A 24,076-nucleotide genomic window follows, 5' to 3' on the forward strand; every position below is an offset into this window, starting at 1 on the left:
AGCGAGCGGTCGCTCGAAGGTTCTGCGGACCTTCCGACACTGCGTGTGCGATACGCCCATGAACCCAACGGCCGGCATGCTTCCGCAACTGGAGAACAAATGGCTTCGACTTCTGCTGATACCTACAGCCCGTCGCGCGACGATTTCGCCGCGATGCTCGACGAGTCCTTCGCAGGCGGCAACCTGCAGGAAAGCTCCGTCGTCAAGGGCAAGGTGGTTGCAATTGAAAAGGACATGGCCGTCATCGACGTCGGCCTGAAGACCGAGGGCCGCGTCGCCCTGCGCGAATTTTCCGGCCCCGGCCGTGACAGTGAACTGAAGGTCGGCGACGAGGTGGAAGTGTTCCTCGATCGCATCGAGAACGCTCTCGGCGAAGCCGTGCTGTCGCGCGACAAGGCGCGCCGCGAAGAGAGCTGGGGCAAGCTCGAGAAGGCGTTCCAGAACAACGAGAAGGTCAACGGCGTCATCTTCAACCAGGTCAAGGGCGGCTTCACCGTCGACCTCGACGGTGCCGTGGCCTTCCTGCCGCGCTCGCAGGTCGACATCCGTCCGATCCGCGACGTTGCGCCGCTGATGAACAACTCGCAGCCGTTCCAGATCCTCAAGATGGACCGCCGTCGCGGCAACATCGTGGTGTCGCGCCGCACCGTGCTGGAAGAGACCCGCGCCGAGCAGCGTCAGGAGCTGGTGCAGAACCTCGAAGAGGGTCAGGTCATCGACGGCGTGGTCAAGAACATCACCGATTACGGTGCGTTCGTCGATCTCGGCGGCATCGACGGCCTGCTGCACGTCACCGACATCGCGTGGCGCCGCGTCAACCACCCGACCGAGGTGCTCTCGATCGGCCAGACCGTGAAGGTCAAGATCATCAAGATCAACCACGAGACGCACCGCATCTCGCTGGGCATGAAGCAGCTGCTGGACGATCCGTGGCAGGGCATCGAAGCCAAGTACCCGCTGGGTGCCCGCTTCACCGGCCGCGTCACCAACATCACCGACTACGGTGCGTTCGTCGAGCTCGAGCCGGGCATCGAAGGCCTGATCCACGTCTCCGAGATGTCGTGGACCAAGAAGAACATGCACCCCGGCAAGATCGTTTCGACCTCGCAGGAAGTCGAAGTGCAGGTGCTGGAAGTCGATTCCGTCAAGCGCCGCATCTCGCTCGGCCTCAAGCAGACCATGCGCAACCCCTGGGAGGTCTTCGTCGAAGGTCACCCGACCGGTTCGGTGGTCGAGGGCGAAGTCAAGAACAAGACCGAGTTCGGTCTGTTCCTGGGCCTCGAGGGCGACGTCGACGGCATGGTCCATCTTTCCGACCTCGACTGGAAGCTTCCGGGCGAGCAGGTGATCGACAACTACAAGAAGGGCGACATGGTGAAGGCCGTGGTGCTCGATGTGGACGTCGAGAAGGAGCGCATCTCGCTCGGCATCAAGCAGCTCGAAGGCGACCCCTTCGCCGAGCCGGGCGATGTCAAGAAGGGCGCGGTCGTGACCTGCGAAGTGCTCGAAGTGAAGGAAAGCGGTATCGAGGTGAAGATCGCCGGTACCGACTTCTCGACCTTCATCAAGCGCTCCGAGCTTGCCCGTGACCGCAACGACCAGCGCGCCGAACGCTTCGCCGTCGGTGAGAAGGTCGATGCCCGCGTGATCCAGTTCGACAAGAAGGCCCGCAAGGTCCAGGTGTCGATCAAGGCGCTCGAAGTCGCCGAAGAGAAGGAAGCCATCGCGCAGTACGGTTCCTCCGATTCGGGTGCGACGCTCGGCGACATCCTCGGCACCGCGCTCAAGAACCGCGACAGCAAGTAAGCGAAACTTTCTTTTCGCTGACATCGAAGCCCCGGCGCGAGCCGGGGCTTTTTTGTTGTCCCGTATTCTGTCGCCACATACGCAGCTGTCGTCCCGGACAAGCGCAGATCCCGACAATGCGCAGCGTTGTCGGGAGCGGAGCGCAGATCCGGGACCCCATACCCACCGGCAGTGGTTTGGCGAAGACTCGGAGTAGGCCTCTCGCGTCACACGCCTCCCTGGGGTTATGGATCCCCGCGTTCGCGGGGATGACGACTGAACTCTGCGGCGACTTGCTTGCCTCACGAGGCCTTGTTTTGTTCAAATTGCGCCGCAATTGATGTATCCAGATAAGCCGTTGGTCACGCCGTGACGGCACAACGCGTCCAGTCTTTCATTTGGAGATATTCCGATGTCGCTCGATTCGGACATCATCGTCGATCGCCGCCGGATTCGTCGCAAGCTGACGTTCTGGCGCGTCGTGGCCGCGCTAATCGCGATCGCGGCGATCGCAAGCGCTGCGCTGATTGCGACACCCGGCGCGCGGGGTACCTTCGCATCCGCCGGCTCGATCGCGCGGGTTCACATCGAGGGCCTGATCCGCAGCGATTCCGATCGCACGCAGGCGCTGGAGCGGCTGGAGAATTCGCAGGCCGCCGCGGTCATCGTTCACATCAACTCGCCGGGCGGCACCACCGCCGGCTCCGAGCAGCTCTACGATTCGCTGGTCCGGCTGAAGGCGAAGAAGCCGCTCGTCGTGGTCGTGGAGGGCCTGGCTGCCTCCGGCGGCTACATCACGGCGATCGCCAGCGACCACATCATTGCCCAGCAGAGCTCGCTGGTCGGATCGATCGGCGTGCTGTTCCAATATCCCAACGTCAGCGAGCTCTTGAAGACGATCGGCGTCAAGGTCGAGGAGGTGAAGTCGTCGCCGCTGAAGGCCGCGCCGAACGGTTTCGAGCCGACCAGCCCCGAAGCACGGGCCGCCCTCGATGCGCTGGTGAAGGATTCCTACGCCTGGTTCAGGGGATTGGTGAAGGACCGGCGTGGCATGGATGACACGCAGCTCGAGAAAGTGGCCGACGGCCGCGTCTTCACCGGTCGCCAGGCGATCGACCTCAAGCTGATCGACCAGATCGGCGACGAGAAGACGGCGGTGACCTGGCTCGTCGAGCACAAGAGCGTCAAGAAGGGTCTACCGGTACGCGACTACAAGCTCCAGCCGCGCTTTGGCGATCTGACGTTCCTCAAGACGGCGGCCGCCGTCACGCTGGAAGCGCTTGGTTTAGGCTCGATTGCGCATCAAATCGGGCAAACCGGCGTCGCGCAGGCGGTCGATCGGTTCGGAATGGACGGAATGCTGGCGCTGTGGCAACCGGCCACCTCAAACTGAGGGGTTCAGGCGAGCTTCCCAAGCTTTTCCCGTCTGACGGGTGTCGGGACAGCCCGCTTTTTCGGCATTTGTCACGCATTTTCACGACGCTCAGCCTTGATTTAGCGTCTTGACAGATCAAGGTATTTTCACGGAAATGGTCATCCGCACGCTTCCGGGTCCTATCTCTCGATGATCAAATCCGAACTTGTTCAGCGCATCGCCGAGCACAACCCGCATCTGTACCAGCGGGATGTCGAGAACATTGTGAATGCGATTCTCGAAGAGATCGTAGCGGCCCTCGCACGCGGCGATCGCGTCGAGCTGCGCGGCTTCGGTGCCTTCTCGGTCAAGCATCGCCCCGCACGCGCCGGGCGCAATCCGCGTACTGGCGCCCATGTGCCCGTCGATCAGAAGAGCGTTCCGTTCTTCAAGACCGGCAAGGAAATGCGCGAGCGGCTGAACCGCGACCATCCGGATCCGGGCGCGGCGGACTGAGGCTGTCGTCGTCGGCGTTTAACGGAACGGCCGCATGATGCGGCTGCAAGCTGGATTCAAGACGAGCGATCACGATGCGAAAGTTCCTGACCGCGTTGATCGTCATTCCGCTGGGCCTGATCCTGGTGGCGTTTGCCGTCGCCAACCGCCATTTTGTCACGGTCTCGTTCGACCCCTTCATTGCCAGCGACCCTTCACTCTCGGTCACGTTGCCGCTGTTCCTGCTGCTGATCCTGGTGGCGGCCGTCGGGGTCTTCGCTGGCGGCTGCGCCGTTTGGTTCGGCCAGCGGCACTGGCGGCGCTCCGCGCGCCGGCATGAGGCGGAGGCCCGGGCCGCAAGGGGCGAGCTGGCCGATCTGCGGGCCCGGGCGGCCGCGGCAAGGCCGGAGTCCCAGCGCCTTCCCGTTCCCTCCGGGGTGGGGCTTTACGGACCCATCGGGCGAGACAAGCAGCGCGCGACGTTGTAGAAGCGGCCGCAACGCAAAACCCCGTTTTCCGGCCGCGGGCCCGCGGCCTCCATTTGCTTTGAGACCATGTCCCTGCTCGTCAAGATCTGCGGCCTGTCCACGCGCGAGACGCTTCAAACGGCGCTCGAGGCGGGTGCGGATATGGTGGGGTTCGTGTTCTTCCCGCCGTCGCCGCGGCACCTGTCGCTGGAGCTCGGTCGTGAGCTCGGCCGCCAGGTCAAGGGGCGCGCGCTCAAGGTGGCGCTGACCGTCGATGCCGATGATGCCACGCTCGACAACATCATGGACGCGCTGTCGCCGGACATTTTCCAGCTCCACGGCAAGGAAAGCGTCGCGCGGCTGCGCGACATCAAGCAGAAGTACGGCCGCCCGGTGATGAAGGCGTTGCCTGTCGAGACTGGGGCCGATCTCGCCGTGTTGCCGGGCTACGCCGCGGTCGCCGACCGCATCCTGTTCGACGCGAGGCCTCCGAAGGACGCGACCCGGCCGGGCGGGCTCGGCGCGCCGTTCGATTGGCACCTGCTGCAAAACCTCGAGCTCGCGCTGCCATATATGGTTTCGGGCGGCCTGCATGCCGGGAACATTGCCGAAGCCGTGCGCCTGACCCGCGCCAGCGGCGTCGACGTGTCCTCCGGGGTGGAGAGCGCTCCCGGTGTGAAGGATCCGGAGCTGATCAAAGCCTTCATCCGCGCCGCGCGCGCCACCCAAGAGTTGAGCGTCAGAGAGTTGAGCGTCCGATGAACATCGCCAAGCCAAATTCCTACCGCAGCGGCCCCGACGAGCGCGGCCATTTCGGCATTTTCGGCGGACGCTTCGTCGCCGAAACCCTGATGCCGCTGATCCTCGACCTCGAGACGGCCTACACCGCGGCCAAGGCCGATCCGGCGTTCCAGGCCGAGATGAACGGCTATCTCAAGAACTATGTCGGCCGGCCCTCGCCGCTCTATTTCGCCGAGCGCCTGACGGAGCATCTCGGCGGCGCCAAGATCTACCTGAAGCGCGAAGAGCTCAACCACACCGGCTCGCACAAGGTAAACAACGTGCTCGGCCAGATCATGCTGGCGCGGCGGATGGGCAAGAAGCGCATCATCGCCGAGACCGGCGCGGGCCAGCATGGTGTCGCCACCGCGACGCTGTGCGCGCGCTTCGGCCTGGAATGCGTCGTCTATATGGGCGCCGTCGACGTCGAGCGGCAGCAGCCCAACGTCATCCGCATGGAGATGCTGGGCGCCAAGGTGATGCCGGTGCAGTCGGGCACGCGCACGCTGAAGGACGCCATGAACGAGGCGTTGCGCGATTGGGTCACCAACGTGCACAACACCTTCTACTGCATCGGCACGGTGGCGGGCCCGCACCCCTATCCGACCTTGGTGCGCGACTTCCAGTCGATCATCGGCAACGAGACCAAGGCACAGATGCAGGAGGTCGAGGGCCGCCTGCCGGATTCGCTGGTCGCCTGCATCGGCGGCGGCTCCAATGCGATGGGCCTGTTCCATCCGTTCCTCGACGATTCCTCCGTCGAGATCTTCGGCGTCGAGGCTGCCGGTCATGGCCTCACGCAGCTGCATGCGGCCTCGATCGCCGGCGGACGTCCCGGCGTGCTGCACGGCAACCGCACTTATCTCTTGATGGATGCGGACGGCCAGATCCAGGACGCGCATTCGATCTCGGCCGGCCTCGACTATCCCGGCATCGGGCCCGAGCATTCCTGGCTGCACGAGGTCGGCCGCGTGAACTATCTCTCCGCGACGGACGACGAGGCGCTCGTCGCGTTCCAGCTGCTGTCGAAGCTCGAAGGCATCATTCCCGCGCTCGAACCCGCGCACGCCATCGCCAAGGTGATGGAGCTTGCGCCGAAACGGCCGAAAGACCACCTGATGGTCGTCAACCTCTCCGGCCGCGGCGACAAGGACGTCCCGCAAGTCGGCGACATCCTGAGGGGCAAGAAGTGACCACGCGTATCGACACCCGTTTTGCCGAGCTGAAAAAGCAGGGCCGCGCGGCCTTCGTCACCTATGTGATGGCCGGCGATCCCGATCTCACGACGTCGCTCAACATCGTCAAGGCGTTGCCCAGGGCGGGCGCCGACGTCATCGAACTCGGCATTCCCTTCACCGATCCGATGGCGGATGGTCCGTCGATCCAGGCTGCAGGTCTGCGCGCGCTCAAGGCCGGCATGACCTTGAAGAAGACGCTGGAACTGGTGCGCGACTTCCGCAAGGACGACAACGTCACGCCCCTGGTGCTGATGGGCTATTACAATCCGATCTACGTCTATGGCGTCGACAAGTTCTTGACTGATGCCAAGACGGCCGGCGTTGACGGCCTCATCATCGTCGATTTACCGCCGGAGGAAGACGACGAGCTCTGCATTCCCGCGCTGAAGGCGGGCCTGAACTTCATTCGCCTGGCGACGCCGACCACCGACGACAAGCGCCTGCCGGCGGTGCTCGCGAACACGTCAGGCTTTGTCTATTACGTCTCCATCGCCGGTATCACTGGTGCAGCGGCGGCGAACGCGAATGTCGTCGGTGAAGCTGTCGCGCGCATCAAGCGGCATACCAAGCTGCCGATATGCGTCGGTTTCGGCATCCGCACGCCGGAGGCGGCGCGCGCCATTGCCGAGAAGGCCGATGGTTCGGTTGTCGGCACCGCGCTGGTCGATGCGCTCAAGAACAGCCTCGATGCCGAGGGACGGGCGACCGCCAAAACCGTTAACGCCGTCGCCGAGTTGACGACGGCCCTGGCCCAGGGCGTCAAGGGCGCGCAACAGGCGGCGGAATAGGCCATAATTCCGCTTTCGAGGCGGGCGACACGGCGGCTTGCCGGGCAGGGGTCCGGCCGCCATATATCCTTTCAGGCGGCCCCCGCGGGTCCGCACATCGGAGCAAACCATGAACTGGCTTACCAATGTGGTCCGGCCGAAGATCCGCAACATGCTGCGGCGGGAGACGCCGGAGAATCTGTGGATCAAATGCCCGGATTCCGGACAGCTCGTGTTCTACAAGGACGTCGAGGCCAACCAGTTCGTCATCCCCGGCTCCAACTACCACATGCGGATGGGCGCGGTGGCGCGCTTGAAGTCGATCTTCGACAACGAGACCTGGTTCGACGTCGCGTTGCCCGAGGTGACGGCCGATCCGCTCAAGTTCCGCGATGAAAAGAAATACGCCGACCGCATCAAGGATGCGCGGGCGCGGACCAATCTCAACGACGCGATCAAGGTCGGCTATGGCAAGCTCGAAGGCTCCGCCGTCGTCGTCGCCGTGCAGGATTTCGACTTCATGGGCGGCTCGCTCGGCATGGCAGCCGGCGAGGCCATCGTGCGCGGGATGGAGCTTGCAGTCGAGAAGAACTCGCCGTTCATCGTGTTTGCCGCATCCGGCGGTGCGCGCATGCAGGAGGGCATCCTGTCGCTGATGCAGATGCCGCGCACGACGGTCGCGGTGCAGATGCTGCGTGAGGCCAAGCTGCCCTACATCGTCGTGCTGACCAATCCGACCACCGGCGGCGTCACCGCGTCCTACGCGATGCTGGGCGACGTGCAGATCGCCGAGCCCGGCGCGCTGATCGGCTTTGCCGGCGCGCGGGTGATCGAGCAGACCATTCGTGAAAAGCTTCCCGAGGGTTTCCAGCGCGCCGAGTACCTCAAGGAGCACGGCATGGTCGACATGGTCGTGCATCGCCACGAGCTGCGCCCGACCCTGGCGCGGCTCTGCCGTCTGCTGACCAAGGCGCCGGCACAAGAGGGCGCATCGAAGCCGACGCAGGCCGTCACCAGCCCGGCACAGATCATATCGGCTGCTGAGACGGCGCCGGCTGCGCCCCACGCGTGAACGCGTCCCCGGACAGCACGAAGACGCCGCTCGGCGAATTGATCGGGCGGCTGTCGGTCCTGCATCAGAAACGCATCGATCTGGGCCTGGCGCGGATGCACCGGCTGCTCGCGCGGCTCGGGCATCCTGAAAGCAAGCTGCCGCCGGTGATCCACATTGCCGGCACCAATGGCAAGGGCTCGACGCTCGCCTATCTGCGCGCAATGCTGGAGGCAGCTGGCTTGCGCGTCCACGCCTACACCTCGCCCTATCTCGTTCGCATCAACGAGTGTTTTCGGCTCGGCCGCCTCGGTGGCGGCGTGCTGGTCGGCGACGAGGAGTTGCGCGCGGCGCTGGAGGAGGTCGAGCGCGTCAATGCCGGCGAAGCCGCGACCTTGTTCGAGCTGAAGACGGCAGCCGCCTTTCATCTGTTCGCGCAGAACCCGGCCGACGTGGTGCTGCTCGAGGTCGGCCTTGGCGGCCGACTTGACTCGACCAACGTCATCGACGCTCCGGCGGCCTGCGTGATCACGCCCGTCAGCATGGACCACATGGATTTTCTCGGCGACACGTTGACCTCGATTGCCGGCGAGAAGGCGGCGATCATCAAGCGCGGCGTGCCGGTGATCTCCGCGGAGCAGGCGCCGGAAGCAATGGCCGTGATCGAGGCGCAAGCCAAGCAGATGCGTGCGCCGCTGTTTGCCGCGAACGAGAGCTGGCACGTCAATGTCGAGCGCGGCCGCCTGGTCTATTCCGACGACCGCGGCCTGATGGATCTCCCGGCGCCGCGTCTGTTCGGCCGCCACCAATTCGCCAATGCCGGCCTTGCCATCGCGACGCTGCGGGCGGTCCCGATTTTCAAGGTGAGTCAAGCCGCGTTCGAGGCCGGCATCGTCGGCGCCGAATGGCCGGCGCGGATGCAGCGCATCACTTCGGGCGAGCTGCTGCCCTGGGGTCCGCAGGGCTCGGAGATCTGGCTCGATGGCGGGCACAATGCCGAAGGCGGCCGCGTTGCAGCCGCCGCGCTCGGCGATCTCGAGGAGCGGGTGTCGCGGCCGCTGGTGGTGATCGCGGGCATGATGGCCAACAAGGACGCGCAGGGTTTTCTCGCCAATTTCGCCGGCCTCACCCGCCACATCATCGCGGTGCCGATCCCCGACACCGAGAACGCGATGCCGGTCGATCGTCTCGCGGATGCCGCGCGCAGCCTCGGCATGCGCGTCGAGACCGTTTCCGGCATCGAAGCCGCGCTGCGCGCCTTGGCCAAGCTCGCCTACGACGTGCCGCCGCGCATCCTGATATCAGGCTCGCTGTATCTCGCCGGCCACGTGCTGGCGATCAACGGCACGCCTCCTGCATGACGGTCTCGTGTCCCGGACGCGGCGCGGCATGAAATGACGCGGCGCAGAGCCGGGACCCGGAAGCCGCGTGGACCCCGGCTCGGCAACGCATCACTGCGTGCTGCGCTGCGTCCGGGGCACGAGAGGTGGGATAATGACAATGCGCATTGCCGTCATCGCTGATGTCCACGGGAATTATCTCGCGCTGGAGGCGGTGCTCGCCGACATCCACGCGCTTGACATTGCCGACATCGTCAATCTCGGCGACATGCTGAGCGGTCCGCTCGATGCGCGCCGCACCATCGAGATCCTGATGAATCTCGACGCAATGCATGTGCTCGGCAACCACGATCGCTATCTGCTCGACCGTCCGCCGGAGAAGATGGGCTCCTGGGATCGTCCTGCCCATGCCGCGCTCGACGCCGCGCAGCTCGACTGGTTGCGCGGGCATCCGATGACGCGTGTCTTCCGTGAGCAGGTGTTTCTTTGCCACGCGACGCCCGGCAACGATGAAGTCTATTGGCTCGACACCGTGCATCCCGACGGCACGGTCGCGCTATCGCCGCTCGATCGCATCGAGCAATTTGCGCTTGGGATCACGCAGTCGCTGATCCTCTGCGCCCACACCCATCTCGCCCGTGCCGTGCGCCTGCGCGACGGCAGGCTGATCGTCAATCCCGGCAGCGTCGGCAGCCCCGGCTTTCGCGACAAGCATCCGTATCCGCATGTCGTCGAAGCCGGCACGCCGCATGCGCGCTATGCGATCCTCGAGCTGGTGAATGGTGCCTGGCAGGTGACGTTCCGCCACGTCGCGTATGATCACCAGGCCATGGCGGCGCTGGCGCGGCGCAACGGGCAGCCAGAGCTCGCGAATGCGCTCGCGACGGGATGGATCGGCTAACTCCTGTCGTGTCCCGGACGCGGTGCAGCGCTTTGCGCTGCGTCCGGGGCACGAGCGCGGATCACTTCAACAGCTTCATCGGATCCGCCGCTTTCTGCTTCAGCTGCTCGAATGTGCATTGCCGCGGTGCCTTTTCGGGACGCCAGCGCAGGATCGAGGTGCCGTGGCGAAAGCGCTCGCCGCTGAAATGGTCGTAGCAGACCTCGATCACCAGCTTCGGCTTCAGCGGACACCATTTCGCCGAGCGCTCGGTCGACCAGCGGCTCGGCCCGCCCGGCGCGTTGCCGGTGAAGCCAGGCTCGCCGATCAGCGCCTCCAGCCGGTCGGTCAGCGCGGGCTTCTGCTCCGCCTTGATCGCGGAGGTGAAGCCGACATGGTGTAACAGGCCCTTCGCGTCGTACAGCCCGAGCAGCAGCGAGCCGACCACGTTGCGGCCCGCGATCTTGTTGGTGGCGTAGCGGAAGCCGCCGACCACGCAATCGGCGCTGCGGAATTTCTTGATCTTCTGCATGCCGTCGCGATTTCCGGCCTGATAGGGCAGATCGATGCGCTTGGCGATGATGCCGTCCGAGCCGCCGCCGGATTGCGCCAGCCATTTCTTGGCCGTGGCGTAGCTTGTCGTCGTCGGCGAAAGACGGAAGGGGCTGCCCTTCAGATTGGCTTTCGCAAATGCTTCCAGCGCCGGCCGCCGTTCGCTCAGCGGCTTTTCGGCAAGCGTCATATCTCTGGCGGCCGCGAGCAGATCGAAGACGAGATAGAGCGCCGGCGTGTCCAGCGAAAGCTTCTTCACGCGGCTTGCAGCGGGATGGATCCGTTGCAGCAGCGCGTCGAAGGAGAAGCCCCTGCTGTGCGGCACGACGAGCTCGCCGTCGAGGGTGAATCGATCCGCTTTCAGTTGCAGCGCGGCGGATACGATCTCGGGAAAATAGCGCGCGAGGTCCTCACCCGACTTCGAGCGCAGATCGACGATGTTGCCGTCGCGCGAGAGCAGGCAGCGAAAGCCGTCCCATTTCGGCTCGTACTGCCACTCCTTGCCGCGCGGGATTTCGTCGACCGACCGCGCCTCCATCGCGACGAGCGAGGTCGATCTTCGGGCGCGCTTCGCGGCAGGAGCAGGCAAGGGCTGGGACTCGTCATGGGCCGGACACGTCCCATCAACGCAGAACGGCCGGCATTTCGCCGGCCGTTGTCGAAAATAATCTTATGGCAGGTGGATCAGACCGCGGAGGTGATCCACTGCTGCAGCTTCGCCTTTGGCGCCGCACCGACCTGGCGGGAGGCCATCTCGCCGCCCTTGAAGATCATCAGGGTGGGGATCGACATCACGCCGTACTTCGAGGCGGTCTTCGGGCTCTCGTCGACGTTCAGCTTGACGATCTTGACCTTGTCGCCCATCGCGCCGGCGATCTCGTCGAGGGCGGGCGCGATCATGCGGCACGGGCCGCACCACTCGGCCCAGAAATCGACGACCACGGGGCCGTTCGCCTTGAGCACTTCGGCTTCGAAATCGGCGTCGGAAACCTTGCTAACGGCCATTGGGAGTACCTCACACAGGTTGAAAGAATCGGCGCGATCTGGAATCGCGCCTGGAATCATGCGGTCAACCTATGAACGGCTCCTTGCCGGGTCAAGGATGCTCACGCCGAGATGAAGGGATGCCAGCGCCGCGTCCAGCGCGGGGGCTGAAATCTCCATATATTCAAGGGCCTCGGTCCAGAGCAGGACGGCCCGGATCGGGGTCTGGGGATAAAGCCGCGATAGCACCGCCCGGTACAGCGCCAGCTGCCGGATATAGGCCGCGGGCGCCTCGCTGGCGCTCCTCGGCGCGGCCTGATTGGTCTTGAAATCGACGATCAGGACCTCATCCGGGCGAACGACCAGCCGGTCGATCTGCCCCGACACCAAGGCCGGAGGGCGGCCCGGCCGCTCCAGCCTGCCGGCGATGGCGACTTCCGCCCGGCTGCCGGTGGCAAAGACCGGCGCAAAGCGCGGGTCCGAAATCAAGCCGAGCACCTTGTCGGCGAGCGCGGCGCGGTCTGCCTCGGTCCAGTCCGCGGCATTGCGGGCCATGAAGCCGAGTGCCGCCTCGCGGCGGCGCTCGGTTGCGATATCAGGCAGGGATTGCAGGAGACGGTGCACCAGCGTGCCGCGTTGCAGCGCCAGCGCGCGTGACTGCACCGATTCGCCTGACCGTACGCTGCGGCCCTCCTCGGCCGGCTGACCGGAGGGGCGGACCAGGTCATCGTCGACGGTCTCGCGTGGTGCCGGCGTCCGCAGCCAGTCGGGCAGCGCGATCGTCTGATCAACGGACGCCGTCGGCGTGCCCAGCGCCGCGACATCCTCCGGGCGGGCGAATCGGGTGACCCTGCCGAGCGGCGTCTCGATCACCTGCCTGTCCAGGCCCGAGCCGGCGAGCCCGGTGTCGACCAGGTCATACCAGCTCAGCTTGCGGACCGTCTTCATGTTGCCCGGCATGCAGCCGCCGACGATCAGGCGGTCGGCCGCGCGGGTCATCGCGACATAGAGCAGGCGGCGATATTCGTCCTCGGTCTCCTCGATCATCGCCTTGCGCGCCTCCGCGACCGGCTTGGGATCGTCGGCCTTGCGCCCGGCCCAGACCACCACCTCGCCGCCATTGCCGCGGGGCACGTGAATCAGGCGCAGACGCTGGGAATCCGCGGGCGACGACGTGGTGTCCACCATGAACACGACCGAGGCTTCGAGGCCCTTGGCGCCGTGCACGGTCATCACCCGCACCTCGTCGCGCGAGATCTCCATGTCGCGTTTAACCTCGGTGTCAGCCGAACGCAGCCAGGCCATGAAGCCCTGCAGCGAGGCCGGCGCCTTGCGCTCGTAGTTCAGCGCCAGCTCGAGGAATTCGTCGAGCGCGTCGTTGGCCTCGTGACCGAGCCGGCGCAGGATGCGTGCGCGCCCGCCGTCGCCCCCTAACAGCCAGGCGTAGAAGGCGAACGGCGTCTCCTCGCGCGCACGCATCTCGCAGGCTTCGAGGCGGCGCAACGCGGTCGCGAACTTCTCGCTTCCGGCCGCGTGTTCGCCGAGCGCGCGGCGCAGCGATCCCTTGCGGCCATGGGCCAACTGGAACAGGTCGTCGTCGTCGAGCCCGAACAGCGGGCTCTTCAGCGCCACCGCCAGCGCGAGATCATCCTGCGGCAGCAGCAGCGCATCCGCGAGGTTCATGAGGTCGATGATGCCGATGTGCTCGGTAAGCTTGAGCCGGTCGGCGCCGGCGACCGGGACGCCGGCGTGCTTCAGCGCCTGGATCACGGCGTCGAATGCATTGCCGCGCCGGCGCACCAGGATCAGCATGTCGCCGTAACGCAGCGGTCGGCGCTCGCCTTCGTGTCCCGTCAGCGTGCCGCTCTCGACCAGGCGCTTGATCTCGGCCTGGATGCGGCGCGCGAGCTTGACCTCGGGGCTGGTGACGGCGACGCCGTCGAACGGGGCGCGCCAGCCCTCGATGTCCTGCCGATCGTCGGCTTCCGCGAGATCCCACAGTTCGACGACGCTCGGCCCCGCATCGCTGAGCGAATTGTGCAAGGGGTGGCCGATGTCGATCGAATGGATGCTCTTGTAGATCGTGGGCTCGCGGAAGACATGATCGACCGAATGCAGGATCGTGGCACCCGAACGGAACGAATAGGTGAAGGCGACCGGGTCGAACTTCAGTCCGGCGGCTTTGAACCTGCGGTCCAGCTCTCGCTTACGCTTGTCGAACTCGTGCGGGTCAGCGCCTTGGAACGAGAAGATCGATTGCTTCTCGTCTCCGACCGCAAACACCGTCCGGTTCAGCCCCTCGCGCGCGCCTTCCCCGGCGGTGAATTCCGAGATGATGTGCGCGACGATGTCCCACTGCCGTGGGCTGGTATCCTGCGCCTCATCGATCAGCACGTGATCGACGCCGCGGTCGAGCTTGTAGTGCACCCAGCCCGAAGCGACGCGGTCGAGCATCGCCAGCGTCTTGTCGATGAGATCGTCGTAGTCGAGCAGGCCGCGCTCCTGCTTCTCGCGGCGGTAGTTCGCGGCGGCGGCGGTCGCGATGTGCAGCAGGGCCGCGGTGCGGTCGCGCATGGTCACGGCGCGGCGCTTCTCGACCAATCCGCTGACGCGCTGCGCCTCGTTCTCGAACAGGCGGGCGACGGCCGGATTGTGATCGCAAAACTTCTTGGTCAGCACCGCCTTGCGCGGTAGCTTGTCGTCCGTGAGGAAGACGCACAGATAGGCGTCGACCTGCGCGCCGCCGGAAAACATCTTGGCTTCGCGCAGCCGGCCGGCCTGATCGTTGTCGGACTTGCTGCCGTCCTCCAACGCAAGCGCGATGTCGTCCCAGCGCGAGCGCGGCAGGTAGGGCCCATCAAGAATTTCCGTCTCGACGTCCTCGATGCGGTCGCTTGCATCGACGCCCAACACGCTCGCCATCTGCGCAGCGGCGGCTTCCGCGTTGCCGGCCTCGTCGGTCCAGGCCATGAAATGATCGCGGCTGAGACAGGCCTCGCGTACGACTTCCTTGAAGGTGACGTCCGCGGCGCTCGCCATCGCGGTCAGCAAGGCGCGGCCGGTGACGCTGTCCGGATCGCGCGCGGCCTCCAGCAAGACCTTCAGATTGGCGCGCTCCATCATGTCCGTCTGGTCGCGCTCGTCGATCACGGAGAACCGCGCGGGCACATTGGCCTCGAACGGAAATTGCTGCAGCAGCCGCGTGCACAGCGCGTGGATGGTCTGCACCTTCAGTCCGCCCGGCGTCTCCAGCGCGCAGGCAAACAGCTTTCGCGCGTCGCGGCGCAGCCTTGCATTGGGATGCGGGATGCCGACGGCGCGGATCGCCGCATCGAGCGCGGTGTCGTCCAGCGTCACCCAATGACCGAGCGTGGTGAATACGCGTTCGGCCATGTTGGCGGCAGCGGCCTTGGTGAAGGTGATGCAGAGGATCTTTTCCGGCGGTACGCCCGACAGCAGCAGCCGGATCACGCGCTGCACCAGCACATGGGTCTTGCCGGAGCCGGCATTGGCCGACACGAAAGCCGAGGCGGTCGGGTCCGATGCGCGCGCCTGCCGCGCACGCACTTCATCCGGGATGGGGCGCGGCGCCTTCACCATTCCTCGATCCCCAATCCGCCGGCTGCGGACCATTCCTTGATGCGGGCGAGATCGTCATAGGCGCCGTAGCGGTTGGTCCACATCGGCAGGTTCAGCGAGGTGTAGGGCTGATTCTCGTCTTCAAAAGCGCGGATCAGCGCCTCCAGCTTCGCCCTTGCCTCGGCGGCGGCCGTATCCGGCGGCTGCGGCTCGTCGCCCTGCTTGTACTTGAGCTCGAGGATGCGCTCCTCGCCCGGCGGGTTGTTGCCGCTGAGGCGGACATAGACGAGCTGGCTCACCGACGAACCCGCGTCGATATCCGGGAAACCGCCTTCGCGCAGGATCGCCGCCTCCAGCGTCAGCTGCGGCGACAGGCCCATGCGGACCTGCTTGCCGGTCGGCGGCTGTCCGGTCTTGTAGTCGAGGATGGCATAGCCGCCGCCCTGGCGCCGCTCGATGCGGTCGGCACGCGCGGAAAGATAGAACGTGCGTGCATTGTCGAGCCGGATCGCGATCTCGCCCCTTGTCTCGGCCATGATCGCCTCGATCGCATCCCGCCGCGCCGTCTCCCATTCGCCGAACCATCGTGCGATGCGCTGGAACCGCGGCCACCACAACGCCCGCGCCTCGGGCCGCTCCATCAACGGTGCGAAATGCTTTTCGCCGATCGTGCGCAGAACGCGCGCGGGATCGTCGGGCAGGCGCGTCGCATAGATTTCGGTGAACTCGCCGATGGCCTCGTGGATCGCCGAGCCGCGGTCGGCTGCCGAGAGCGGCATGTCGACCGGATCGAGCGCATCCAGCCGAAGAATGTGTTTTGCGTAGATGGTGTAGGGATCGCGCAGCCAGTCCTCGATCGCGGTCACCGACATCTTGAGCGGTCGCGTCGCGCGCGGCGGCCGTGGCTCGGGCTGCTTGATCGGCTCAACCTTGTCAGGCTGGTCCAGCGCGCCCGCGAATTGCACGTATTTCTCACCGGCGCGGATCGCCACCTTCCAGAGATCGTCCCCCGTGACCGCCTCCAGCCGGTGCAGGAAGCGCGAAGCCACCGCGGGTGCGCCGCCGGCCTTGGCGGAATGGGTGAGGATCACCTCGTCGCCGCCGAGCAGTTGCGCGAAGTCGTGCGCGGAGAGGCCGATGCGGCGCTCCGGCAGATCGAGCCCAAGCTCATGCCGCATCGGCCGGCTCAGCCAGGGATCGATGCGCGGCGCCGGCGGCCAGACGCCTTCGATCAGACCGCCGACGATGATGCGGTCGGCCTGCATCAGGCGCGATTCCAGCGGACCGTAGATCTGCAGCCGCGCGCCTGGTCTGTCCGGCCGCCGCACGGCGCGGTCGCTGAACGCGGTCTGGAAGACGTCCGGATAGTCCAGCAGCGGCACCATCAATCCGCTGGTCGTGCCGCCGCGCAGGAGATCGTCGAAGGCGGCAGCGAGCGCGAGGCCCTCGCGGTCCTCGAAGGCGAGCGGGATGCCCTGCTCGTCGCGCGCCAGCTCGATCATGATCTCGCGGTGCCGGTGCGCGAGCTCGGCGAAGTCATATGGCTTCGATGACGCCAGGCTCTCGATCGGCCCCAGCGCTTTTTGCAGGGCGTCGATCAGGCCCTGGATGCGATCGAGATCCTCGGCCTTAAGACGTGCGCGCGGCTCGGCGCGGTGCAGCGCGGAAGCCTCGCTGCGCCACAGTTTGGCAAGCTCCTCGCGAAAGCGGTTGAATTCGCGCAGGAGGCCAGCCGTGCCGGCAGGCGGCCGCGTGCCGCGCAAGACCGTCAGCTCCAGGCCTTCGATCGCCGCCTTCCACGCGCTGGGGGCGCGGCCGAGCCGGCAGAGCGGATGCTTCAGCAGCGCCAGCAGCGTCGGCGGCTCCAATCCCTTCGTCGCCGCCTCTGCCGCAAGGCGTGCGAAGATTCCGGCGGAGGTTTCCATCAGGACGTCGCCGCCGGAATCATCGAAACTGAGGCCCCACCGGGTGAGCGCGGCCATTACCCGTCGCGCCAGCGCGCGGTCGGGCGTCACCAGCGCGGCCGTCTTGTCGAGATGCCTTGCCTCGCGCATGGCAATCGCGATGGCGAGGGCTTCCATTTCAGGGTTGGGGGCTTCGACGACCGCGAGCTTGGTCATGCCGCCTGCGATCTTCGCGGCAACATCCGGCTGCTTCAGCCGGTCGTGCCAGACTTCCGTCTTGGCGGAGGGGCGCATCGATTCGGAGGCGAGCAGGTCGCGGCCGCCTTCGGCCGGCGGCTGAAGAATCTCGACATCGCTGCGCTTGATGCCGAAGCGCTGCAACAGCGCGTGCATGGCATATTGCGGATGGTTCGAGGCCGGGTGCTCGACGAACTTGCCGAGCGCATCGCGCACGCCGCCGATGGTCCGCCAGGAATCGTCGTCGAGATCGGTGTCGAGACCGGGCAGCACCACGGCGCCATGCGGCAGCGACGCGACGGCGTGCAGGAATTTCGCCGTCGCCGGCATCGAGCCGGTCGAGCCCGCCGCGATGACAGGCCCGTTCGGATGCGCGGTCAGCCGTTTGGCTTCCGCCGCGATCAGGAGATCGCGCCGTGCCGCCGGCTCGATCCGGTTGATTTCGGCAAGATGACCGGGCCAGGCGATGCGCGCGATGCGCAGGAACTCGAGCGAGTGCTGCCAGTAGCGATCGAGGTTATCAGGCACGAGGCCGTCGAGCGCATTCCAGTCGACGCCGCGCGTGGCCATGTCGTCGATCAGGCGCGCGAGGTCGCCGGCGAGCGCCAGCGTCGAGGCGGGCCCGCCGACCACCAGCGGCGCCAGCACCGGACCCTTGGCCCAGGCGGCGACAAGCTGCGCCAATGTCAGTCGCCGTTCGAGCTCGCCGAGCCGCGGCGGAATGTCGAGCGGCGTCGCGCCCGAGAACTGCTCGCCTTCACCGGCGAAAGCGAGCTCGTCCTCGTCGATGTCGCCGAGCGCGACGATGCGCGGCAGCACCACTGCGTCGGCCTTCATCTCGTCGAGGAAGATCTCGCGGACGACGCGCATGGCGCGCCGGGTCGGCAGATACAGCGTGGCATCGGCAAGCCGCGCCGGTTCCTTGCGCGCCTCGAATCCCTCGACCAGCCGTCCCTCGAGCAGGGCCGTGACGACCGTGCGCAGGAATGGAACTGAGATGGGAACGCTGAAAACGCGCATGAGCTGCCTGATTCGGAAGATCAGGCAATATAGGGAGGCGGGGTCAAATGGTCATGCGCTGCGGCGGGGTCTTCCCCGTTGTCCCACCGTCATTCCGGGGCGATGCGAAGCATCGAACCCGGAATCTCGAGATTCCGGGTTCGCGCGTGCGCGCGCCCCGGAATGACAGCCTCGCGGGGCGGGCACGCTTCGCTTTGCCCACCCTACGGGACTGCGGACCTTACGCCACGCTCTCCAGAAACGCCTCTTCCGCGGCATGCACGGCATCGGGCGTGCCGACATGCATCCAGACGCCGTCGAGGCGCAGGCCGAACAGCCGCTCCTGCTCGTTGGCGCGGTCGAACATCTTCGTCAGCGAGAACTCGCCCTGCGGCGCGCCCTCGAAGATCGACGGCGACAGAATCGCCGCGCCCGCATAGACGAACGGAACGATCTCTTTTTCCTTGCGCTTGCGCAAGGCCCCGTCGGGCAGCATGCCATAATCGCCGCGGCCGCTATAGCCGATGCTGGTCGCGGTCGGCGCCATCAGCAGCAGGATGTCCATGCGCGCGGGGTCGAAATTTTCAGCAAGCCGTGTCAGGTTCGAGCGCACGCCGTCGATCCAGAGCGTGTCGGAATTGACATGGAAGAACGGCGCATCGCCGAGCAGCGGCAGCGCCTTGACTACGCCGCCGCCGGTGCCGAGCACCTGATCGCGCTCGTCCGAGATGGTCACGCGCGGATGCTGGCGCGATGCGACGTGATCGATGATCTGGTCCGGCAGATAATGCACGTTGACCACGGCCTCGGTCACGCCGGCCCGGGCGAGCTTGTCGAGCACGTGGTCGAGCAGCGGCTGGCCGGCCACAGGCACCATCGGTTTCGGCATCTTGTCCGTCAGCGGACGCATACGCAGGCCGAACCCCGCGGCGAGCACCATGGCTTTGGTCGGTTTGACGGACATCCTTCGCTTTCTCAGACCTTTCGCGTTCGCAGCAATCCTAACACGAGGTTAGATCAGCCGCACCGCATCTCAACCGCCTTAGCCACCCGCCGTGACGGTTGTACGACGGGTGTTGCCGTCATGCCCCGACGGCTGTGGAACGGGCCTTTTTCTTCTTTTCACCCACCTTGAGGAAATTGACGCCGATCTGGTCGCCATTGACCCAGGCAAGCTCGCAGCGCCGGTAGGCCAGCCCGGTGGACGACAGCAGCAGAAAGAACTCCTTCAGGTGCAGGCCCTCGACCGAGCCGTCGATGGTGAGCTTGGCGCCGCTATCGGAGACGTCCTCCATGGTGCATTCGCGCCGCCAGGTCCCGTCGATTCCCATCATCTGGGCCGGAATCCCACGCTCGAAAATAACCCGGCTATTTCCGCGCTGATCCGCTTTCGCCGCCATCTGCCTTGCTCCAGCCCCGTAATGATCCGGCTGCCTCGCCGCCAGAATAGCGACATCTTGGCTAACGGCCGGTAAACCGGGCCTGAAGCGCGATGAGATCAGGATCGTCATCGCGCTTTAGGTTGTTGTTTGAGCATGATCTTTTCGGAAAACCGCTGCGCGCTTTTCCGGGTCATGCTCCAGATCAGCCTTGAGGGGGCGGGACGTTGGCGAGATACCAGTCGCGCAAGGAGCCCAGCGCGGGATGGGCCAGCGAGCGCTGGAGATAGGTCCAGATCCGCGGCTGATGGCGCAGGTAATGCGGCTTGCCGTCGCGGCGGTTGAGGCGCGCGAAAGTGCCGAGCAGGCGCGTGTTCCGCTGTGCGGACATGATGGCGTAGAGCTCGGCGAAGTCGGCCGCATCAAAACCGGCGTCGGCGGCACGGCGCGCCTTGATGTAACGCGACAGCAGCGTCAGCTCGATGTTTTCGGGGACGTCGATGCGGGCATCCTGGAGCAGCGACACCACGTCGTAGGATTGCGGCCCGAGCACGGCGTCCTGGAAATCGATCACGCCGACGCGCTCGATGCCGGTGCGATTCCCGAGCCAGATCAGATTGGGCGAATGATAATCGCGGATGATCCAGGTCTTCGGCGCGGTCAGCGGCTTCTTCAGGAGCTCGCGCCACATCGCAAAAAATTCCGCGCGCTGCTCGTCGGCGAGCGGTGCGTTGCGGTCGGGCAGATACCATTCCGGCATCAACCCGATCTCGATCAGCATCGCCCCGATGTCGAAGACGGGAATGGCGTAGGTCTGCCCGTCGAGTGGCAACGTCTCCGGCAGCGTCTTGTCGTGCAGGGCGGCAAGCACGTCAGTCGCGGCCTCGTAGCGCTCGACGATCGGGCGGGGCGGATCGCCCTCGATCACGCCTTCGCTGCCGAAATCCTCGGAGATCAGGAAACCGTGGTCGAGATCGAAATGATGGATCGCCGGCGCCGAGAGTCCTTGCGCACGCAGGCCTTCGTCGATGGCGACGAAGGGTTTTACATTCTCGGCAAGATGCACCGCGGCGCTGTAGGATTTTCCGTTGTAGAGCGCAGCGCCATCGGGCCGCTGCGGGAAGTTCATCAGGATGACGACCTCGTCGTCGCGCAACAGGCGGGCATAGGAGCGCGTCGAAGCATCGCCGGCCATGCGCCTGCGCGTTGCGTCCATGTAACCGGACGCGTCGAGGAATTCGCGCAACACCTTCAGTCGCGCGACAACGGCCACGCTCTTGCCGTAGCCGGTGATGTCGGCCGCGCGTGCGCTCGATCCCAGCGCCGGCCGGTGCGTCAGCGCGATGTCGATACGGTCCTGCGGCATCGCCGACGGCGCGCGCTCCGGCCATTCGATCAGGACCAGCGTGGCATCGGGCAGCGGCGACAGCCCGATCTCCTCGAGCTCGCTCTCGTCCTCGACGCGGTAGAGATCGGCATGCAGCACCGGGAAGGGCGGCAGCTCGTAGCCCTGCACCAGCGTGAAGGTCGGGCTCGGCACCTCCAGCTCCTCGTCGCCAGCGAGATAGCGGATCAGGCTGCGCGCCGCCGCAGTCTTGCCGGCGCCGAGATCGCCGGTGAGCGTGATGACGTCGCCGGGGCCGACCAGGAGCGCGAGGTCGGCCATCAATTGCGCGGTGGCCGTTTCGTTGTGGAGCGCGACGGAGAGTTTGGCGGGTTCTGTCATTCGGCGGCGTCGCGATGCGCCGCCTGGTCGGTCGGGAAATCGCAGATCACGACCGTGCCGCGGCCGACGATCGAATCCACCCGCACCTTGCCGCCATGCAGCTCGACGAAGGAGCGCACCAGCGACAGGCCGAGCCCGGCGCCGCGATGACGCGAGCCCTGCGAGCGGCTTTCGAACCAGTTGAACACCTTGTCCTTCATGTCGGCAGGTATTCCAGGCCCGGAATCTGTCACGGTGAAGACCACGCTACGCTCGGTGCGCCGCGCGCTGATGCCAACGGTGGAATCCTGTGGAGAAAACCCGATGGCGTTGGCGAGGAGGTTATAGAGCACCTGCACCACGCGCTTCTCGTCGCCGACGAAGCTGCCGACGTCGGGCGCGATCTCGACCTTGAGGCGGATGCGGTCGGTGGCGAGCCGGTCCTGGATGCCCTCGGCCGCGAGCTCGATGGCCTTGCTGACGTCGACGGGTCCGAGTTCCAGCTTCATCGCGCCGGCATCGATGGTGGCGAGATCGAGGATGTTGTTGGTGAGCGCAAGCAGCGCGTTGGTCGATTTGGTGACGTAGTCGAGATATTCGGCCTGTTTCGGCGTCAGCGGCCCGGTCGAGGGATCGCTGAGGAAATGCGCGAAGCCGATGATGGTGGTGAGCGGCGAGCGCAGCTCGTAGGAGACGTGGTGGACGAAATCCACCTTCATCTGGTCGGCGGCCTCCAGCGCCTCGTTGCGCTCGCGAAGCGCGCGCTCGACGTTCTCGGTGTCGGTGATGTCCTGGAACGTCAGCATGGTCGCGCCGTCGTGCAGCGGGCGGATCATGCCGTCGAGCACGCTGCCGTCCTTGCGCTCCAGCTTGAGCGGGACGTCGGCGCGGTTCTCGATCGAGGTGATGGCCTCGCGAATCTGGCGCCAGACCGTGGGGTCGTCGAACAGCTGATGGCACCAGCCTTCCACAGTCTGGATGTGCGGTTCGTCGCGCATGGCATCGCTCGACAGCTTCCACATCCGGACGAAGGCCGGGTTGAACAGCTGCGCCTTGCCGTTGCTGCCGAACACCGCGACGCCCTCGGCAAGGCTGTCCAGGGTCTCGCGCTGGACGCGGATCAGGCCGTCGAAGCGGCGGGCGAGGTCGAGGCTCTCGGTGACGTCGTCGAACAGATAGGTGACGCCGCCTTCCGGGTTCGGCGTGGTGACGACCGAGAGCGCGCGGCCGTCGGGCAGATACCAGGTCTCCTTCGCGGTCTCGACCGCGCGATAGGCCTCGTGCAGCTTGGCCTTCCAGGCCCGGAAGTCGGGCTGCTCCGGCAGCTTGCGCGCGGCGCGGAGCTGGTCGAGCACGCTGGAATCGTCCGGATGGGCGTCGAGGAAGCTGCGGTCGAGGTCCCACAGCCGGCGGTAGGAATCGTTGTAGAAGGCCAGGCGCCGCTGGCCGTCGAACACGGCCACACCGGAGGAGAGCTGGTCGAGCGTGCGGCGATGCGCCTCGGCCATGCGCACCAGCGCCGCGCTGAGCCCATCCGCCTCGCTGGCATCGATGGCAACGCCGACGCTGCCGCTGCCGACATTGACGGCGCGCACGTCGTAAATGCGGCGCTCGCCGCCGATCACGATCGGCAGCCGCGCGGTGAAATTGGCCGCCTCCTTCAGGCCCCGCTCCATCGCGGTGCGGTCGGCGCTGTCGAGCAGCTCGAGCTTGCGCTCCTGCGCGTCGGTGACGCTGTTCGCCTCGGTCGCACGGACATAGGCCGGGTTGGCGTAGGTCAGCGCGCCGTTCTCGCCCTTGGCCCAGATCGGCCAGGGTGCGGCGGCGGCAAAGCCGCGCAGCATCTCGGTCTCGTCGGAGAGCGCGTTGTAGCGCAGATGGGTCTCGGCCAGCTCGCGCCGCAGCCCCGAAAGTTCGCGAATCCGGACGATAGCCTGGCCGCCGATGGCGCGGCCGATCGCTTCCAGCGTATGGCCGTGCGCGGTGCTCAGCGTCAGCTGGAACCCGTCGCCGCGCTCACGCAGGGCATCGACCGCATGGTCCATCTGCAGCGCGGGTTCCGGCGGCAGCCAGGTTCCGAATGCGAGCACGCGTTGCGGCGAGGAATCGCGCGGCAGCACCATGGAGATGTCGCCGGAGATCTGGGCCCGATTGTCGCCGGCCGGCCAGGAGATCAGAATCTGCGGCTCGGCGAACAGCAGCGCGCCGAAGCGGTCGGCCTGGAGCTGGAGTTCCCCGATTCGGGTGCGCAGCCGCGCCTCGTTCTTCGCCGTCCGCACCCGCGTGCGCATCAACAGGATCGCGGCCATCACCGAGAAGCCGAGCAGAGCCAGCGCGGTGGCGAGCACCGCGAGTTCCTGCCGGTTGAAATCCAGCATGATGGAGAGGGTGTCGATGAGGTCGGCGGCCTCGGCCGGCGCAGCCGGCAGCAGCGCTGCGAGAGCGCCTCCCAACAAGCCGTTGCGCGCAAGCGATGTGCACGACAGCAGCGTCCGACGCATCGACACGATCACGCCTGACATAGTTGCCCCAAGACCGCACGAATTTGCGCGCGGCGAACCCCCGTCGCGCGCGAATCAA

Annotated in this window: 18 protein-coding genes; 10 read left to right on the forward strand and 8 right to left on the reverse strand. The window is 66.0% G+C overall.

What is annotated here, in order from left to right; genetic code table 11:
* Window positions 1-99: 99 nt before the first annotated feature.
* The 10 genes from rpsA (at window position 100) to D6B98_RS10805 (ending at window position 10,178) form a co-directional block, all read left to right on the forward strand.
* Window positions 100-1,806: a 30S ribosomal protein S1 gene (rpsA, locus tag D6B98_RS10760; protein WP_126256970.1), complete on the forward strand. Its 1,707-nt coding sequence runs from the start codon at window positions 100-102 to the stop codon at window positions 1,804-1,806.
* A gap of 391 nt (window positions 1,807-2,197) precedes the next feature.
* Window positions 2,198-3,178 carry a signal peptide peptidase SppA gene (sppA, locus tag D6B98_RS10765; RefSeq protein WP_126256971.1) on the forward strand — a complete coding sequence of 327 codons (981 nt, stop codon included), beginning with the start codon at window positions 2,198-2,200 and terminating at the stop codon, window positions 3,176-3,178.
* A 171-nt stretch (window positions 3,179-3,349) separates the two neighbouring features.
* Window positions 3,350-3,655, forward strand: a complete 306-nt coding sequence (locus tag D6B98_RS10770) for an integration host factor subunit beta (RefSeq protein ID WP_008539997.1) — start codon at window positions 3,350-3,352, stop codon at window positions 3,653-3,655.
* A gap of 74 nt (window positions 3,656-3,729) precedes the next feature.
* Window positions 3,730-4,122: a lipopolysaccharide assembly protein LapA domain-containing protein gene (locus tag D6B98_RS10775; protein WP_126256972.1), complete on the forward strand. Its 393-nt coding sequence runs from the start codon at window positions 3,730-3,732 to the stop codon at window positions 4,120-4,122.
* 66 nt (window positions 4,123-4,188) lie between these two features.
* On the forward strand, window positions 4,189-4,863 hold the full coding sequence (locus D6B98_RS10780; RefSeq protein ID WP_126256973.1) for a phosphoribosylanthranilate isomerase: 675 nt from the start codon (window positions 4,189-4,191) through the stop codon (window positions 4,861-4,863).
* Window positions 4,860-6,074, forward strand: a complete 1,215-nt coding sequence (gene trpB, locus D6B98_RS10785; protein WP_126256974.1) for a tryptophan synthase subunit beta — start codon at window positions 4,860-4,862, stop codon at window positions 6,072-6,074. The genes D6B98_RS10780 and trpB overlap by 4 nt, the downstream gene beginning before the upstream one ends.
* Window positions 6,071-6,907, forward strand: a complete 837-nt coding sequence (gene trpA / locus D6B98_RS10790; protein WP_126256975.1) for a tryptophan synthase subunit alpha — start codon at window positions 6,071-6,073, stop codon at window positions 6,905-6,907. Before trpB ends, trpA begins: the two co-directional genes overlap by 4 nt.
* A gap of 109 nt (window positions 6,908-7,016) precedes the next feature.
* Window positions 7,017-7,958: an acetyl-CoA carboxylase, carboxyltransferase subunit beta gene (gene accD, locus D6B98_RS10795; RefSeq protein ID WP_126256976.1), complete on the forward strand. Its 942-nt coding sequence runs from the start codon at window positions 7,017-7,019 to the stop codon at window positions 7,956-7,958.
* A complete protein-coding gene (locus D6B98_RS10800) occupies window positions 7,955-9,298 on the forward strand; it encodes a bifunctional folylpolyglutamate synthase/dihydrofolate synthase (RefSeq protein ID WP_126256977.1) in 1,344 nt (447 codons plus the stop codon). The genes accD and D6B98_RS10800 overlap by 4 nt, the downstream gene beginning before the upstream one ends.
* Window positions 9,299-9,437: 139 nt before the next feature.
* On the forward strand, window positions 9,438-10,178 hold the full coding sequence (locus tag D6B98_RS10805) for a metallophosphoesterase family protein (protein WP_164718516.1): 741 nt from the start codon (window positions 9,438-9,440) through the stop codon (window positions 10,176-10,178).
* Between the two features lie 61 nt (window positions 10,179-10,239).
* Here the strand turns inward: D6B98_RS10805 and D6B98_RS10810 are convergent, their stop codons facing one another.
* From D6B98_RS10810 to D6B98_RS10845, 8 genes are all read right to left on the reverse strand, one after another.
* Window positions 10,240-11,247 carry an ATP-dependent DNA ligase gene (locus tag D6B98_RS10810; protein ID WP_126257284.1) on the reverse strand — a complete coding sequence of 336 codons (1,008 nt, stop codon included), beginning with the start codon at window positions 11,245-11,247 and terminating at the stop codon, window positions 10,240-10,242.
* Between the two features lie 146 nt (window positions 11,248-11,393).
* Window positions 11,394-11,714, reverse strand: coding sequence for a thioredoxin (trxA, locus tag D6B98_RS10815; RefSeq protein WP_008540017.1), 321 nt, complete (start codon window positions 11,712-11,714; stop codon window positions 11,394-11,396).
* Window positions 11,715-11,783: 69 nt separating this feature from the next.
* Entirely contained in the window at window positions 11,784-15,293 is a 3,510-nt protein-coding gene (gene addA / locus D6B98_RS10820) for a double-strand break repair helicase AddA (RefSeq protein WP_164718517.1), read from the reverse strand.
* A complete protein-coding gene (gene addB / locus D6B98_RS10825; protein WP_126256980.1) occupies window positions 15,287-18,433 on the reverse strand; it encodes a double-strand break repair protein AddB in 3,147 nt (1,048 codons plus the stop codon). Before addB ends, addA begins: the two co-directional genes overlap by 7 nt.
* Before the next feature lie 220 nt (window positions 18,434-18,653).
* Window positions 18,654-19,376: a nucleotidyltransferase family protein gene (locus tag D6B98_RS10830; protein WP_126256981.1), complete on the reverse strand. Its 723-nt coding sequence runs from the start codon at window positions 19,374-19,376 to the stop codon at window positions 18,654-18,656.
* 118 nt (window positions 19,377-19,494) lie between these two features.
* Window positions 19,495-19,812, reverse strand: coding sequence for a PilZ domain-containing protein (locus D6B98_RS10835; RefSeq protein ID WP_126256982.1), 318 nt, complete (start codon window positions 19,810-19,812; stop codon window positions 19,495-19,497).
* A 184-nt stretch (window positions 19,813-19,996) separates the two neighbouring features.
* Window positions 19,997-21,517 carry a tRNA (adenosine(37)-N6)-threonylcarbamoyltransferase complex ATPase subunit type 1 TsaE gene (gene tsaE, locus D6B98_RS10840; RefSeq protein WP_126256983.1) on the reverse strand — a complete coding sequence of 507 codons (1,521 nt, stop codon included), beginning with the start codon at window positions 21,515-21,517 and terminating at the stop codon, window positions 19,997-19,999.
* Window positions 21,514-24,018 carry a sensor histidine kinase gene (locus D6B98_RS10845; RefSeq protein ID WP_126256984.1) on the reverse strand — a complete coding sequence of 835 codons (2,505 nt, stop codon included), beginning with the start codon at window positions 24,016-24,018 and terminating at the stop codon, window positions 21,514-21,516. Before D6B98_RS10845 ends, tsaE begins: the two co-directional genes overlap by 4 nt.
* Window positions 24,019-24,076 lie beyond the last annotated feature (58 nt).

It is taken from the genome of Bradyrhizobium sp. LVM 105 (assembly GCF_003957705.1).
GTDB classification, from domain to species: Bacteria; Pseudomonadota; Alphaproteobacteria; order Rhizobiales; family Xanthobacteraceae; genus Bradyrhizobium; species Bradyrhizobium frederickii.